The following is a 14,569-nucleotide window of genomic DNA, read 5'->3' as shown; positions in this document are numbered from 1 at the left end:
GCATCAGCCAAGGCTCAACCGCCCTGACGACCCGAATGTTGTTTTTTTACACCACTTTGAGCCTTCCGCTCAAAATAGGCATGAACAAACCACAGTGCCAGGGCAAACCCGGCAAAGCCAAAAATGAAGAGCAATACCTCTATTGCAGTACCTTCATGAGAAAACATTGTGCTCACCTCATCCTTAAGTGGGTTGACCAAAAATCGCCACGCTTGAGATCTCCCGTAACAATCCAAACATTTTCAGGGTAGTCGCCAACCATCTGTGTGGCAACCCTTAGCCCGGCATGGAACCCCGGTCTAGACGAGTCGCCGCCCCATGGCACCCTGCCCCGGCGGGCCAATGTGTGGTTTCATAACGGTCTATCCAGACCCTTCAAGGAGCTGTGGTGAACACTCAGGACGAATCAACCACCACCCCGTTACACGCAGAGATGATCACGAAACTCCCGAGCCGCTGGCGGGAGCGCTTCAAGCATCACAGCTGGCAGCCAATGACCGTCGGCTGTTCGGATGCCGCAGTCTTTCGGCTGGATGCTCCCGGTGCACCCGCCGTGTTCATCAAGACAGAACCTGCCGGAGCGTTAAACGAGCTACGCGACGAAGCGGCAAGGCTGCGTTGGCTGGCCTCTACCGGCACCCCTTGCGCTCATGCCCTTGATGAAGCCCACGAAGCAGACCGGGACTGGCTGTTGTTAAGCGCAGTGCCGGGGGTTGACCTGCTGTCTGCTCCCATCGACGAGGCGACCAAGGTCAACGTCATGGCCGGCGCTCTGCGCCAACTCCATCAACTCGACCCGACCGATTGTCCCTTCGACCATCGCGCCCACCATCGCATTACCAAGGCCCGAGCCCGGATGGAAACCGGGCTTGTCGATCAGGAGGAACTGGACGAAGAGCATCGGGGACTCGCCCTCGCCCTACTCTTTGAAAGATTGCTAAACCGCCAACCAGCCGAACAAGATCTCGTCGTGACCCACGGCGACGCGTGCCTGCCCAATATCATCGTCGACAACGGTCGTTTTACGGGTTTCATTGATTGCGGTCGGCTGGGGGTTGCGGATCGATATCAGGACCTGGCGTTGGCAACTCGGGACATCGCCGAGGCGTTGGGAGAACAATGGGTGGCGCCGTTTCTGCGGCGATATGGAGTGATCGAGATCGATCAAGATCGAATTTATTTTTATCGGCTTCTGGATGAGTTCTTCTAGCACCTGAAACAAGGGGGCGGATTTCCCGGGCAGTCTCAACTGACCCAAGCAAAACCGCCCTCCCTTTCAGGAAAGCGTCAGCACAGCACTAGAATCCATTCCCCTTTCGGTCTACGCATTCGATTGGAATCGGTTAATCACCACCGGGACCGCTAGTGCTGGCGCTAGATACAACCAAGGCCAGACGCAATGCAGAGGTTTATAAACTCTTCTGATCAATCCCTGCCCATCCGAGCGATTGAGAAAACGACTCGTCCAAGACGACTTCCTGAGTCGGAGACACGTTTTTATCGATACCAATCGTCCTGAATTTTAAAACGCTGCCCCTGAGCATCTGCTTAAGGATTGCCTTGGCCTTGTCCCCTCCAGTCACTGCGCAACCCCCCAATATTTTGTGAATATTCAAACCCTGCGCCTGGGCTTGCCTTGTGAGCTCCGAGCGTGGCCTCAACACATCATACAGGGATGGCTTCCCCAAGATCATAGGGGTCTCCTGAGACGAGATTGTCCATACCTCGTTCTGATCAATCCATATTTGAGCCGTTACGATCGGAATCCGAACATCTCCATTGGACATCAGTCCGACATAGATCTCCTCGCCCTCTTTACGTACAACTGGAAATATGTTCAATGTATTAAGAAACGAGTTACCCGCTGTGTAATTTCCAGTCGTGACGACCAAACTGGTTCTTTTGGGGAATACATCACTTTCACTGGATATCTTCCAGGCGGGCGCCGTCGTGCACCCGCTCAGAATCGCGATTGCAATCGCAACGACCACAGTCCATTTCATACGGTCCCCTAAACCCAATTGTCGTAGCGATTAAGCAAAATATTATCCATCTGCCTAAGGCTGATTTCCCGGCCAAGTTCTTCTTCAAACAGGCTACGAACGCGTATGTAGAAATCTACGTAGGTCGCGTAATTTTTTGACATGCCCGCCGTAGTCGGAGCAAAAACCAGCCCCTCCTCATCCGCGATCCACTTCAGCGCTTCCCTGGCTCGCGAATCAACCATTGGAAACAAAGTCGGATAATGGAAGTGCAGATACTTCGAAGCGAAGCTGCTCGCGTCCTTGTTAGTGACGGCACTGATGGCCTCGCAGAGCCGGGAATGCACCTTATCCACCGCGGTACAGACAGATCCGGCAAGCCTTTCCCCGACTGGAAGAAGGGACGCTTCCAAACCTACATCTGAGCTGCAAATAGATTTAGCCAACCGCGAATAGAAGCCTCCTGTGGAGCCTTCATAGCCATCCTCCTCATCCTTGGTGCGACGCTCGACCGATGCCGCCAGACTGCGACCAATGATCAGCGCCTTTGAAGCCACCTGCGCGTGATCGGTGTGGCTGGGATTTTCTTGCACGAAACGGTAGAGCGCTTTGTTGGCCGGTATGAATATGCCACACCCCTGCTCCGTGCCGATGAACTCGTCAGTCAGATAATGGCGTTTTTCCTTTTGTAAAAATTGCATGCGTCTCTCCCTAGGTGAGCGCTAATCATGCCATTTAATCGCCACTATCTGGGAGAGCAGTCTGCTGCCTCTCGAACGAAACCATCCGGGCATCTATTAGCGGCTCGAAAGACCTGGATTCCCAATATCGGTTGGCCCATACAAATTCATAACTCTGACTCAGCGGGCGCTAGAGACGGAACCCTGATCTGCCTGCGCCGAAAGCGGAACATCAAACACTCGATCAAACACCCACTGAAAAACCAGCGAGTAAAAAAAGAAAAACACGAACAACCCCAGGTTGGTCACCAGCGCCAGCCACAGGCTGATGCCCAACCATGCGCTAATCACCGGCGTGAGGATCAGCGTCAAGCCGCCTTCAAAACCAAGGGAATGCAGCAACCGCCGCTGCCAGTTGCGATGGCGGCTGGGTTGGCGACGCTCCCACCATTCGAAAAGGCCGTTGAAAAGCATGTTCCAGGCCAGCGCAACGGCGGAAATCACCAGGGACAGCAGGGTTGAATAGCCCATTCCTTGTTCGTAGGTCAGCGCCAGCGCCGGTGCCACGAACAGCACACCGCCGGCTTCATAGAGGATGGCCTGGAGGATTTTACGGGGCGTGCCTTGCATTGCTGGGCTCCTTGGCTGGGTTGGAACCACAGCCTGGCAAGTTGAGCCCCCGCGCACAATTGAGCTAAATTGAGCCACGCTCAACCTGAGTAACCCACCCGCATGTTCGCCAAACTGCCCCTCACCGCGTTGCGCGGCTTCGAGTCCGCCGCACGGCTGGGCAGCTTCAAGGCCGCGGCCCAGGAACTGAACGTCAGCCCGGCGGCGATCTCCCATCAAGTCAAAAGCCTTGAAGCCTTCCTCGGTGTGCGCCTGTTCGAACGCTCCAGCCAAAACGTGCGCCTGAGCGCCGACGGCGAGCGCCTTCACCCTTACATGCACCGCGCCCTGCTCGATATCCAACAGGGCCTGCAAATACTGTCGCCCTCGTGTGCCGCCCAGTCGCTGGTGGTGAGCACTACGCCGGCGTTCGCCAGCCTGTGGCTGATCCCTCGGCTCGGGGATTTCCACCGGTTGCATCCGGAGATCGACGTCAGCCTGCACAGCAGCAACGACGTAGTGGACCTGCGACGTGACGCCAGCATCGACCTGGCGATCCGCGCCCTGTTCACGCCGGATCCACAGCTGTTCGAACAGCCGTTGCTGGATGAGTATTTCGGTGTGTATTGCCGCCCCGGCTGGCAACCACCCGCAGCAGGCTCGCCTGTTGAACTGATCGACGTGCCATGGCTGAGCAGCGCCAAGGTGGCGATCGACTGGCCGGCATGGTGCGCCAAGGCCGGTACCCTGGGCTGGCTGGAAAATGCGCGTTTTCGGCGTTATGACGAGGAACAGCACGCCCTGCAAGCGGCGATCGCCGGGCATGGGCTGGTGCTCGCCAGCAATGTGCTGGTTGCCGACGCGGTTGCGCGGGGGGAGTTGATTGATTACCGGCCTGAGGTTCGTTTGGCGGGCGCGCGATATACGGTGGTGTGCGTGCCGGGGCGGGAGCGGCAGGTGGAGGTGAGGGCTTTTAGTGAGTGGTTATTGGGGTGGAGTATTGGTTGAATTGGATCAGCATGAAAGATCGTTTGCTGTCCGATTAAAGAGCGGCTTTTTGGATCCCTGCATAGGAAGCCGCACCAGAGCGTAGGGTATGGACAGATTTGTTCCTTTAGAAAAAGGCAGAAATGAAAATCTCGTCTCTGGTCCAAGCCTTGGTGGATTTGTACTGATAGGATCCTGCTATCTTTTTTTGATAGCATGAGCGAAATGAAGAACAGGCACCGGAAAATCCTAGAAGCGATCTACCGCACGCCAACCAGCGCGGCAGTAGTGTTTGCTGACATTGAGGCCTTAGTCGTTCATTTGGGCGGCCAAATACTGGAGCGCCAAGGATCGCGGGTCAAGCTCGTGTTACGAGAGACCCAGTGGCGCTGCCATCGGCCGCATCCTGGAAAGGAAGCCAAGAAGTATCAGGTAGAAGAAGCTCGAGAATTTCTCCAGCGGGCAGGAGTTGAACTATGAACAGCATGACCTATAAGGGCTACACAGCCCGTGTTGAGTTTGATGAGCGTGACGACATCTTCGTCGGTCGAGTTCTGGGAGTACGTGACATCATCAGCTTTCACGCCGCCTCAGTGACAGAACTGCGCGCCGAACTTGCTAGTGCTATCGAGGATTATTTGGCGGACTGTGTCGAACAAGGGGTAAGCCCCGAGAAGCCTGCCTCTGGAAAGGTGATGCTGCGCATTCGTCCTGAAGTGCATGCTGCCGCGACCATTGCCGCCCAAGCTGCTGGCAAGAGCCTGAACCAATGGGCCGACGAGGTGTTTGAGCGCGCAGCACACGCCTGACGATAAACCGGATGCTCCTGCCAGCCCACCCCAGGCCAAGAAGGAAAATCCATCTTCTGAATCTGTGGCCGTCCGAGCACAACGGATCCCTGTAGCGCCTTCAGCGCAGTAGGACAGCGGAGCGCGACTCGCGCCCCTCCTTTCCTCGCCCTCAGGGAAGAGGCGGACTCGCCGCGAAATCCGTAGGGATATTGAGAAAGGAATGCCAGGCATCTACAGCGTCATGATGCCGTTGGGCGGCATCTTCCAAAAAGGACCGGATACCTCTTTCGCAGAAACCAACATCATCATCTTAATCGTCGCGGCATCCAGCTCTTTGAGAAGCTCATGGGATGTGGCCCTGAATTCTTCGAACGACGTCATTCCATTTGCCTCGGGCGGTGTTCACCGCCATTGAGGAATACATATTCCTCGATGAATGGAGTTCCCCGGGCGGCGGTAATTCCAAACGGTCGGACCGCCGGTCAATTCATTTCGAAGCCAACCTTCTACCGGTCCCAATCCTACTCCCTGGACAGAAATCGCTTGATGATCATCGAGACCGCTTGCGCCGCAGAGGCCATGGCTGTGTCTATGCAAAACGGAGCTTCGTCCCATGGCTCAAATTCATGATCCAGTACAGATTGCCAGGTAGGTGGCGTCAGCCCGGGGATGTCACCTTTCCTCGTTTCTACCCGGCGCTGATGTTCAGTTTTATCGGAGCAAATCACTTGAATATTTACCAACCGACTACCCGCCCGTGAGGCAACTTCGCTCCACGCGGTTCGGCTGTCGAGGACCGGATTGACACAATCAACGACAACCGTGCGGCCCAAACGAAGATTACTCAGGGCCAGCTCGTTGGCAACCATGTAACCACTGCGCCCCACATCTTGCGCAAGCGCCCCCGAGTTTCGAATCGCCTGTTCAATCGTATCGATCCGCAGGTACACGGCGCCTGTCGTAGCGGCGAGATCATGGGCGATAGTCGTTTTCCCGGTGCCGGGAAGGCCGCTGAAGACGATGAGCATTCCAGGTCCTTGAATGAGTGAGTTAATCCCGTATAGGCAGCAGCCAGTTATACGGCAGTAGAAAGCAAAAACCGCAAGAACGATCAAATGTTCTCCCCATGCATTTGATAACGTCGCTTTCAGCATTCATGGAGGACCGTCATGCTGAATATCGAAAGGGCCCTGTGGTACATCGAGTTGGAGCTGGGATCCCAACTCGATCTGGGACGTGTCGCGCGCCATTGCAACCTGTCTCCCTTTGCCTTGGCCCGTTTGTTTGCGCTGTCGACGGGCTGGTCGGTGATGCGGTACATCCGTGCTCGGCGGTTGAGCCAAGCAGCACTGGCCTTGCGTCGAGGTGCGCCGGACATTCTGCAAGTAGCGCTGGATGCCGGCTACGGTTCCCATGAAGCGTTTACGCGCGCCTTCTGCGATCTGTTTGGGGTCACGCCGAAGCAAGTGCGTGGGCACGAGGATGAACATCTCTCGCTGGTGGAGCCTTTACGTATGAAAGAAAGGAAGCTCATAACACTCTCCGAACCTCGCTTTGAAACCAGGGCAGCGTTTTTCATCGCAGGTCTGGGGGATCGTTATACCTTCGATAAGAACGAAGGCATCGTCGGTTTGTGGCAAGCTTTCTCCCACTACCTGGGACAGGTACCCGATCAGGTCAACAACTGGAGCTATGGCCTGTGCTGTAACCCTGGACTGGACGGTAGTTTTGAATACATTGCCGGCACAGAAGTGTCCTGCGTCGATGGTCTTCCTCCGGCTTTTCGCTATTTCAGGGTGCCGCAGCAAAACTATGGCGTGTTTCGACACCAAGGCCATATCTCGACGATCCATCAGACGTTCTTCACCATTTTCAATCACTGGTTGCCTGAGTCTGAATATGAGACAGCCGACGCGCCTGAGTTCGAGCAGTACAGCGCGGATTTCGAACCCTCCCGAGGGAAGGGCTACGTGGACGTGTGGATACCGCTTGCAAGACGCCAAGCAGCCGGTGTCATGGATTTATAGGTCTGACCATCCAGTACGGAGCCCGTCCCATGAGTTTTAATTGGCACAGTGACCAGCTCACAAGAGATACGCCAGTTTGCAAGCACTACCGAAACACACAGAACGTCCGCCGATTCATGGTGGAGCACTGCGGCGACAACTTTAAATTTGACCGGGACTTCATGGCCTGGATACGTGATGGCGTCCCGAAAACGCTCGGAGACGCCGTCGATGAGTGGCTGCTGCGCAATCGCGATGACCGTTGATGAGCGGGCATCTCGTAAACACTCTGATGCTCAATGAAGAACCCTGCGGCTCTCCCCAATCCTGATCCTGTCGAGCGCCCTGTTTAAAGCATCTAGGGCATCGAGCAAGGCTTTCGCCTCAGCCTCCCGACCGTCGCCCCAGAGGCGCTCTGCCATTTTGTTCAGTGCCTGGATGGAGCGCTCAATGTCAGCAGCCGTCGCTGCTTTGCTTTCCTGAAGTTTCTTTGGCATTGATTAATCGTCCTTGGGCGCGTTGTTTCATCAGCTTCGACACGAATACATCGCACGGCAGGACGCTAGGCTGGAGCTCCGCACCTTTCACCGCCGATGCCCCGGTTAACCAACACTGGCAAACCCAAGATCGCATTACTTGGCTTTTGCGCTCTTGATGTCACTTATGATTTTCTGAGAAATAGCCTGAACCTGCTCTTGGGTCATGGCCGACATAACGCCTTCCCAAGCCGACGAGGAGGTGTCATAGGTGCGAGTTCCAATCAGGCGGCCTGATTTCAGGTCCGAGTAATCGGCACTGGAATTGACCCATGCATTTCCCACCATGACCCCTGCTCCGTAACGAGCGCCTGGGGTCAGGTAACGGAAATTGGTCACGTTGATCTTGATACCGACACCCTCCTTACCCTCTTGGCTTGATGCCTGAGCCTCTGTAAGCCTGTAGCCGGCGCGAGTTGCTTCGACTTGCAGAGCGTCATTCCACTCCCGCTTCAAGCGAGGCCAGTCCTCGTTTTGTTGAACCTTGCTATTCCCCTCAAAGTTTACGACCAGGTTCTGCTTGGCTGACTCCTGAATGACGAGCGTTTCAGTTCCGCCGCTTTTTACAGAGGCAGCGCACCCGCTCAACATCAAAACTGCAACAGCACAGGACAGCGCAATCGAAAGCTTAGGTGTGTTCATTGAATTTCCATATCCACAAAATCGGTTGAGAGAGGCGTTAAATATCCTCGCCGAGCCAGATGGGCCCACACGCTGGACGCGCAGAATTTAGCACCATCGCTTCGCTGCTACGAGCCAAGGGCGGGAGTCAGAGCAACTGGGACAGCCCTCGATATTGCGTACATTAATCTGTCGGTCTCAAATCGTGGGTTGTCCCCTTTTTTCGACGCGAAGTCAGCCCTTACACAGGCGCCTATGGACAGGCAACAGGCTCTCGAGACTGCCGCTTCTTCCACAGAATACGACCGTTGATTCTACTGTCAGACCATGACTCGGTAACCAAAGAGCAATCGCCGCTTAGGTTCTCGACAAACGTCCTCGGATAGCCTTCAGGTTCATATCCACCCAGACGCATCCAATTTGGATCTGGCGAGCTCACTGATTGATAAGGCATACAGGCTGCCAATGTGACCAGCGAAAGTGCCAACACTACCTGTTTCATTTAATTCCCAATCAATTTGACGAGTGTCCGGGCAAAACGCGGCGTATAGATTGACTGGATGTTTTCCCAGCGCGAGTTACGACGAGGACTTCCTGCAAGTGCAGCTATAGAACCCACCTCAAACGGCGGACACCAGAAGGCTGAGGACAGACCGCGATTTGAGTTCACGTGTAATCGGACCGCCTCATAATCGCGGTCTGCCCGCGTTTTCCTGGCGTCCGCAGCGCACAAAACCATTGTCGCAAGTGACGATGAAGAGACATTCGATTTGAGCTCATGATCACTGTCGAGCCCGCTGTAACGCCACCCTGGTGATGTTCGCTCCCTACGGGCTCGGCTCGTCAAGAAAGCACGAAAACGGCGGAAAAGATTTAAATTGGACCAGGCCATATCCAGGCGTGCCTGCACCATCTCATTTTTCGCCTGGACGATCTGCCCTGCCAAACTTAACGCCCTTTTTTTGAATTCCCTGTGAAGCGCCTCCTCCTCGGTCTCGTTTCCCTGTGGCTTAACCGTCATCTCGGAAAACGTGAAAAGAACTTTGTCGCCGAGCACATAAAACGTGCCCCTACATTTTTGTATACCGCCTTGAAAGATAAAATCCACCGAACTGAACGCATGTTCGTCCGTGTTTACGTAATACAGCGGCTCACCCTGAAGATTTCGAACTATTCCGTCCTGATGAAGCCGGCCCAAGGGCGCCCCATCGCTGCCATTGCCTTTGAAGACCAGGTAGCGGCCGTTCGTGTAGTTGTACGGCATTATCGGCCCTCATCCCGAATAGACATCGAAACACATGGCTTGCCCATTCGCAGCTCATTCATGGCCTTTTCCCACAACGCTATCAGGTCAGGCACTCCCCTGCTCATTTCTTCTCACGACCTGGACCGCCACGGTGGAAGAACCCCTTCGAAAAGCGAAAAGGCTCGATGCACGAAACGGTTGAAGCGAGCGGCATCACGCCGCAGCCCCGCCTGCTGCCCCCCAATCAAGCACAGGTGGGCCACCTGCCCCATCACTTCTGCTTCGCCTGGCCGATGGGCCAAGCGACGACACGTCCGTATCGCGAAGTCCAATCGTCGTGCGTCAACACGCTGCTGAACCTCGCCTACCAACGGATCGTGCAGCGACCAGGCCCGGATGGAAACTTCTCGCCCAGGTTGTTTCTCAGCAGCGATACTCAAGTAGCGTTTCAAGATTTCGCCCGCGCTACGACCTTGCGCCGCAAAAGCGAGCATGCGCTCCGTGTAGTCTTCTTCCCAAGCGGCCAGCAAGGTGCGGACAAAGTCTTCGCGATTGCGGAAATGGTGATAGAACGATCCGCGGGTCACATTCAATCGGCGCGATAGACTCTCGGCTGACACGCCAATATGCCCTGTCTGGTCGAGGGCCTCGAAACCAGCCGCGATCCAATGGTGACGCGTTAGTTTTTCCATCCGTTATTTCGCTCCTTATTTATCGCCATACAGGCTGTGTATGGCGCGCAACCGATCGATACCCTGCGAACACCAGCAAAGATGGCCGTTGCGTTTTGCACGCCAGCACTTTTCATGGAGCTCGTCTTGAAGAAAATCGTCCTGGTTGCTTTCGACCAATTCACCGATATCGACCTATTCCTGATGTGGGACATCTTAGGCCGCAACACCGAGGACTGGCACGTCCGAATATTGGGTTCCAGCCCTGTCGTACGATCGGCGCATGGCCTGCCTGTTTCGGTGCACGGTCCGCTTTCCGAGGCCAATAGTGCCGACGCGGTATTGTTCGCCAGCGGCAAGGAAGGAATACCCGCCGCACTGGCCTCCCCGGATTTCCTGCCGTCGTTTGAACTTGACCCCAGACGCCAGCGAATCGGCTCCATCTGCGCCGGCGCTTTCATTCTCCAACGGCTTGGGCTGCTCAGCGGCCGAGCAACGACACACCCGGATGCACGATCGGGCTTGCAAGCCCTGGGACTTGAGCCCGTGGATCAACCCCTTGTATGCCAGGGCAACGTCGCAACCGCTGGCGGATGCCTTTCGGCGCTCTATCTGGTGGGATGGTTGGTTGAATCCTGGTTCGATGCCGACAAGCGCCGTGCGACGCTGCTCCCTGTCCTGCCCGCTGGGCAGCAGGCGCTGTATGATGCGCTGATCGGGCTCAGTATCCGACAAGGAGAAGTGGCCGCCTCCCAACAAGAAACGCGACAAGGCATGTCATCTAATTGGTAGTTAGTACTCAGGAAGAGATCCCCGATGCCCCGAGAATTTGAGCTCATTATGTCTGTGCCGGTCCCCTCGAGGTCCGGCGTCACCCACCTTTACAAGTCGACGAACCTGGCGGACGCTTTTGCGATTCGACTCCCTGCGGGCACATCCAGCGATCCAGAGGTGCTCGCTCGATTCATCCTTTCCCACCAGCCATCCTGGATCGGATGGCTCATGAAAGTCCGAGACACTGTCGTTGCCTGTTTTGGGCTCAAGACAGCCAGGCATTTGGCAACACTTGCTCATCGGATTCAAATCTTCAAGGTCTACAGCACCGACCAGACTGAAATCGTGTTGGGAGAGGACGACAAGCACCTCGACTTCCGCATATCGATCCTGTGTTCTGGAGAGGTAGAGCAGGAAGGCAGTCGCCAACTGGTTTTTTCAACCGTGGTGCAGTGCCACAACCGACTGGGCCGGGCCTACATCTTCGTGATTGCGCCATTTCATCGCTTGGTTGTTAAGGCGAGCCTGCGCCGTGCAGCGCGTATTGGTTGGCCTTTGGCTGCCTGAGGCCGACACCACAAACCCCGTGGCGAGGGAGCTTGCTCCCGCTGGGTGGCGAAGCCGCCCCAAAAAGGGATGGCGAAAGACTTGGGGACAGACCAGGGTTCTGAGCTAAGAAATTGGCAAAGGAGATTTGAACATGAGCCAACACTTGACGACATTTGACATGGTGGCACTGCTCGATAGCGACGAAGCAATCAGTGAGTACCTTTCTCAAGTGCTGACTGATGGTGATAGCGAGGAGTTTCTCCGAGCGATCGGTTATGTCGCCAAGGCCCAAGGCATGGCGCAGATCGCTAAAGACTCTGGCAGGGGCCGAGAAAGCTTGTAGAAGGCGTTCGCACCTGGATCAAAGCCGAGATTCGATACCGTACTCAAGGTCATTCATGCGCTAGGCATTGATCTTCATGCGCAGCCTGGGCATGCAGGTAATCATTCACCAGCCTGAGAGTGGGTTCCTTCTTGTTCTTTGGCTTGTCCTCTTCTTGACCCATGCCCAGCAGTCAATCGGGACACATTCCCTGGCCCTCTTGAATTTTTTCCCAAGCTTTATGAAAACGGGCGACTGATTAGTCGCCCGTTTTCATTATTCCGCCACCTGCGCCTGCAATCGTCTTCCGATCACATCCATGACATCACAACCATCGCGTAACGATGTGGTCAGCAATTTACAAAAATCAGTGAGCACCACGGTGTCTGAGCTGATGTCCGAGCGAAACGCGATATTTTCCAAGACTTGGGTCACCGTGCGGATGCGGTAATCGGCGGTTTCGAAAAGGACGTCTAGAGGCGCTTCGGTGTCGATGAGCAGGGTTGCGGGGATGCAGTCGATGCCGGTGATGGGCATGTATCGGGTCATGAGCAGTACCTCTTCAATTGATAAGGAGCAGGAGCTTCTGCGCTTCATTCAATCGAGTCGCCAAACCCGAATCGCCATCTGGGCGACAGGGAGACAATAAGTCGCCATTCCAGATGCTGCAATGCGCTGGTTTCCGAGGTTTGTGTAGGAATTTGCGTCAATGCCTCTCGCGGCGCTCGTTTGAGCCCTCATAAGCCGCTGCGGAGGGGCAGACGTAAAAAATCCCTTTTTCATGTCCCCTTTTTCGCGCCTCCAATTCATCCAGGGGTTACCAGGCGGGTCAGCTTCGCTCCACTAGTTCAACACGAACGATCAGTGCAGCAGGAATTTCTCCGCCGTCGCCAGCGCGAATGGTCACTTCCTGCTCACTCGGGATCTCTGGGTTTTCTGGTTCTATCGCTAGAACGCCATGCGCCTCAAATTCATTATCGTCAATCCAGTAGATAACGCCTTGGTCATCAGCATACAAAGCGAATCGTTTAGCCTCATCGTGTGAGCGTGTAGTGGAAACGGAGCAGCCGCCATAAAGTCCCGTTTCAATCTGGTGCGCTGCAACCCTGTTGGCTTCGGTTGGCCCGCATGTGAAGCGCCCGTCATAACGGATTCGTCCATCCATCCGTGCAACGACCTCTTTTTCACCATTCATATTCTTGGGAAAAATCTTTCCATTGTTTGAATCATGCACAGCCTTGCACTCGCCCCGATAAAGCATCGACTTATCCTCAAACCGGCCCTATGCCGGTCCCCGTGAACCCCACCAAAAACCGAATTGCCACCACCGGCCACTGAGGGCGGCACCGTTCCAAAAAAAACGGAAAAAAATCGGGAACAACACGATATGAAATAACTTTACTTGGCTCTCACAATCGTGGCCTGTCCCGGTTTTCTCTTTCCGGCTTTCTCTATTTAGAAGGTTTGTGCACCGGCAGGGTTGGATGTTTCGGCTTATTTTCTGGGTTTACGTGGCGCCTTCTATCATCCTTACCATCGTCGCGCGCTGGCTTAGGTCCCGGTTTGATATTGGTTAGCATGCATTTCCCCTTGTGTCCGCAAATTGGTTTCGATGTGACCATGTCGCCCGACTGCATGAATTAGGGACTGAATTAGGGACAGACCACGATTAGAGCTCACCTGTACTCAGCCTCCCCATAGTTGTGGTCTGTCCTCGCTTCTTCGATTGTTGGCCGTCAAAAGCTAGCACAGCGTAATTGCACCGAGTTGAGTGGAACAGCGAGAGCGGATATAGACAATAGGAGTCGACTTCAACTTCAGGTGTCGACAATGTCCAAGCTATCCCGCTTCATTTTTCGCTTCATCCTGCTCCTCACACTGCTGTGCTTCTTACGATCGGACTCGACACCACCTCGGTGTTGATGCGGAACCAGCAGAAGGTTCCCGCCAACGCCGGTAACGCTCTTGGGCTCGGTGAACCAAGCTTGCCGCCCACCACTTAGTGAAACCGGGGACAGGAAGCGAGGGGGACAGGCCACAATTTTGGTCCGTCTATAATCGGCCAATCTCATATTCGTGGTCTGTCCCCCGCTTTCCGCGCCCCCCTTTCTCCCGAAACAAAAACGTCCGGCGCAGTCAAGCTCCATCCAACCTTAGAACGAGGGATTGGAACGCTGAACGCTTGCCTATACAGCACCAAAAGACCAGAATAACGACCTAAATCGGAGTCTTATCTATGCAGAATATCCTGGCCGATGTGGCCGTCAGCGTATCCGAACTCAAGAAGAACCCCTCTGCCGTCCTGAGCGGCGCCAACGGCTTGCCCGTGGCCGTGCTGAATCACAACCGCGATGGGCTATATGGTCCCTGCCAACGTGTACGAGGCGATGGTTGAGCGCTTGGACGAACTGGAACTGGTTCACTTGGTCAAGGCACGGCTCGACGCCAACGAAACACCCGTTCGAGTATCTCTCGACGATCTCATCAGCGAGGCCGAGGCAGATATCGCCAATGGCCGTTGAGTACGGAGTCGAGTGGGATCCGAAAGCGCTGAAGGAACTGCGCAAACTCGACGGCACCATCCGCCTCCAGTTCTTTTGAAAGCTCCAAGAACGGCAGGCCGGGCCACGAGAGCAAGGAGATGCGCTTCACGGGAAGAAGGATTTCTACAAGATCAAATTGCGCGGAGCCGGCTACCGACTCGTGTACCGCGTTGAGAATGCACGGATTGTCATTCTGGTGCGACTGTCGGCAAGCGGTAACGAAGCGGCGTCTATGATTCGGCCAGGAATCGG

20 protein-coding genes and 3 pseudogenes are annotated in these 14,569 nt (G+C 55.2%); 12 read left to right on the top strand and 11 right to left on the bottom strand.

The features are described 5' to 3' along the window. Positions 1–14: 14 nt before the first annotated feature. The gene (locus tag J3P88_RS10645) at positions 15–167 is read right to left on the bottom strand and encodes a hypothetical protein (protein ID WP_434575121.1); all 153 of its coding nucleotides are present in this window, start codon (positions 165–167) and stop codon (positions 15–17) included. 266 nt (positions 168–433) lie between these two features. Here J3P88_RS10645 and J3P88_RS10640 point away from each other — a divergent pair, with 266 nt between their 5' ends. Then, positions 434–1,210, top strand: a complete 777-nt coding sequence (locus J3P88_RS10640; RefSeq protein ID WP_434576403.1) for an APH(3')-II family aminoglycoside O-phosphotransferase — start codon at positions 434–436, stop codon at positions 1,208–1,210. 199 nt (positions 1,211–1,409) lie between these two features. On the opposite strand, the gene J3P88_RS10635 is transcribed toward J3P88_RS10640, so the two are convergent. The 3 genes from J3P88_RS10635 to J3P88_RS10625 form a co-directional block, all read right to left on the bottom strand. Then, positions 1,410–2,003: a hypothetical protein gene (locus J3P88_RS10635; protein ID WP_186707514.1), complete on the bottom strand. Its 594-nt coding sequence runs from the start codon at positions 2,001–2,003 to the stop codon at positions 1,410–1,412. A gap of 8 nt (positions 2,004–2,011) precedes the next feature. Further along, the gene (locus J3P88_RS10630) at positions 2,012–2,683 is read right to left on the bottom strand and encodes a hypothetical protein (protein ID WP_434575119.1); all 672 of its coding nucleotides are present in this window, start codon (positions 2,681–2,683) and stop codon (positions 2,012–2,014) included. Positions 2,684–2,842: 159 nt separating this feature from the next. Beyond that, complete coding sequence (locus tag J3P88_RS10625) at positions 2,843–3,292, bottom strand: PACE efflux transporter (protein WP_186707512.1); 450 nt, start codon at positions 3,290–3,292, stop codon at positions 2,843–2,845. 102 nt (positions 3,293–3,394) lie between these two features. Here J3P88_RS10625 and J3P88_RS10620 point away from each other — a divergent pair, with 102 nt between their 5' ends. From J3P88_RS10620 to J3P88_RS10605, 4 genes are all read left to right on the top strand, one after another. Beyond that, positions 3,395–4,279, top strand: a complete 885-nt coding sequence (locus J3P88_RS10620; RefSeq protein ID WP_434575116.1) for a LysR substrate-binding domain-containing protein — start codon at positions 3,395–3,397, stop codon at positions 4,277–4,279. A 195-nt stretch (positions 4,280–4,474) separates the two neighbouring features. Further along, positions 4,475–4,738, top strand: coding sequence for a type II toxin-antitoxin system HicA family toxin (locus J3P88_RS10615; RefSeq protein WP_331716618.1), 264 nt, complete (start codon positions 4,475–4,477; stop codon positions 4,736–4,738). Beyond that, positions 4,735–5,067: a type II toxin-antitoxin system HicB family antitoxin gene (locus tag J3P88_RS10610; protein ID WP_053123417.1), complete on the top strand. Its 333-nt coding sequence runs from the start codon at positions 4,735–4,737 to the stop codon at positions 5,065–5,067. The genes J3P88_RS10615 and J3P88_RS10610 overlap by 4 nt, the downstream gene beginning before the upstream one ends. Before the next feature lie 202 nt (positions 5,068–5,269). After that, positions 5,270–5,464: a hypothetical protein gene (locus J3P88_RS10605; protein ID WP_434575113.1), complete on the top strand. Its 195-nt coding sequence runs from the start codon at positions 5,270–5,272 to the stop codon at positions 5,462–5,464. Positions 5,465–5,570: 106 nt separating this feature from the next. Here the strand turns inward: J3P88_RS10605 and J3P88_RS10600 are convergent, their stop codons facing one another. Beyond that, complete coding sequence (locus tag J3P88_RS10600) at positions 5,571–6,077, bottom strand: AAA family ATPase (protein ID WP_434575111.1); 507 nt, start codon at positions 6,075–6,077, stop codon at positions 5,571–5,573. A 141-nt stretch (positions 6,078–6,218) separates the two neighbouring features. Between J3P88_RS10600 and J3P88_RS10595 the strand changes: the two genes are divergently transcribed. Next, positions 6,219–7,076 (top strand): AraC family transcriptional regulator, encoded by an 858-nt coding sequence (locus tag J3P88_RS10595; protein ID WP_434575109.1) that lies wholly within the window; start codon positions 6,219–6,221, stop codon positions 7,074–7,076. Between the two features lie 29 nt (positions 7,077–7,105). Beyond that, the gene (locus J3P88_RS10590; protein WP_186707508.1) at positions 7,106–7,321 is read left to right on the top strand and encodes a DUF6434 domain-containing protein; all 216 of its coding nucleotides are present in this window, start codon (positions 7,106–7,108) and stop codon (positions 7,319–7,321) included. Positions 7,322–7,351: 30 nt separating this feature from the next. Here J3P88_RS10590 and J3P88_RS10585 read toward each other — a convergent pair whose 3' ends face one another. The 4 genes from J3P88_RS10585 to J3P88_RS10570 form a co-directional block, all read right to left on the bottom strand. Continuing rightward, positions 7,352–7,552 carry a hypothetical protein gene (locus tag J3P88_RS10585; protein WP_013693816.1) on the bottom strand — a complete coding sequence of 67 codons (201 nt, stop codon included), beginning with the start codon at positions 7,550–7,552 and terminating at the stop codon, positions 7,352–7,354. A 135-nt stretch (positions 7,553–7,687) separates the two neighbouring features. Next, a complete protein-coding gene (locus tag J3P88_RS10580; RefSeq protein WP_186707507.1) occupies positions 7,688–8,233 on the bottom strand; it encodes a DUF4410 domain-containing protein in 546 nt (181 codons plus the stop codon). Positions 8,234–8,714: 481 nt separating this feature from the next. Then, on the bottom strand, positions 8,715–9,476 hold the full coding sequence (locus tag J3P88_RS10575; protein ID WP_434575107.1) for a hypothetical protein: 762 nt from the start codon (positions 9,474–9,476) through the stop codon (positions 8,715–8,717). 113 nt (positions 9,477–9,589) lie between these two features. Next, the gene (locus J3P88_RS10570; protein WP_186730732.1) at positions 9,590–10,150 is read right to left on the bottom strand and encodes a TetR/AcrR family transcriptional regulator; all 561 of its coding nucleotides are present in this window, start codon (positions 10,148–10,150) and stop codon (positions 9,590–9,592) included. Positions 10,151–10,276: 126 nt separating this feature from the next. Between J3P88_RS10570 and J3P88_RS10565 the strand changes: the two genes are divergently transcribed. The 3 genes and pseudogenes from J3P88_RS10565 (at position 10,277) to J3P88_RS10555 (ending at position 11,912) form a co-directional block, all read left to right on the top strand. Beyond that, positions 10,277–10,921: a DJ-1/PfpI family protein gene (locus J3P88_RS10565; protein ID WP_434575105.1), complete on the top strand. Its 645-nt coding sequence runs from the start codon at positions 10,277–10,279 to the stop codon at positions 10,919–10,921. A gap of 24 nt (positions 10,922–10,945) precedes the next feature. Next, positions 10,946–11,470 (top strand): DUF2867 domain-containing protein, encoded by a 525-nt coding sequence (locus J3P88_RS10560; RefSeq protein WP_186707503.1) that lies wholly within the window; start codon positions 10,946–10,948, stop codon positions 11,468–11,470. Positions 11,471–11,603: 133 nt separating this feature from the next. After that, positions 11,604–11,912: pseudogene (locus J3P88_RS10555) on the top strand (addiction module antidote protein). 138 nt (positions 11,913–12,050) lie between these two features. Here J3P88_RS10555 and J3P88_RS10550 read toward each other — a convergent pair. Together J3P88_RS10550 and J3P88_RS10545 are read right to left on the bottom strand one after the other, a co-directional pair. Beyond that, the gene (locus J3P88_RS10550; RefSeq protein WP_434575103.1) at positions 12,051–12,323 is read right to left on the bottom strand and encodes a hypothetical protein; all 273 of its coding nucleotides are present in this window, start codon (positions 12,321–12,323) and stop codon (positions 12,051–12,053) included. A gap of 280 nt (positions 12,324–12,603) precedes the next feature. Further along, positions 12,604–13,035: a hypothetical protein gene (locus J3P88_RS10545; protein WP_434575101.1), complete on the bottom strand. Its 432-nt coding sequence runs from the start codon at positions 13,033–13,035 to the stop codon at positions 12,604–12,606. A 975-nt stretch (positions 13,036–14,010) separates the two neighbouring features. Between J3P88_RS10545 and J3P88_RS10540 the strand changes: the two are divergent. Continuing rightward, positions 14,011–14,296: pseudogene (locus tag J3P88_RS10540) on the top strand (type II toxin-antitoxin system Phd/YefM family antitoxin). After that, positions 14,286–14,536, top strand: a pseudogene (locus J3P88_RS10535) (type II toxin-antitoxin system RelE family toxin). The pseudogenes J3P88_RS10540 and J3P88_RS10535 overlap by 11 nt, the downstream one beginning before the upstream one ends. Positions 14,537–14,569: the final 33 nt, after the last annotated feature.

This window comes from Pseudomonas sp. Z3-6, assembly GCF_051131985.1.
Lineage (GTDB): Bacteria > Pseudomonadota > Gammaproteobacteria > Pseudomonadales > Pseudomonadaceae > Aquipseudomonas > Aquipseudomonas zanjanensis.
This window is presented reverse-complemented; position numbering and strand designations above follow the sequence as displayed.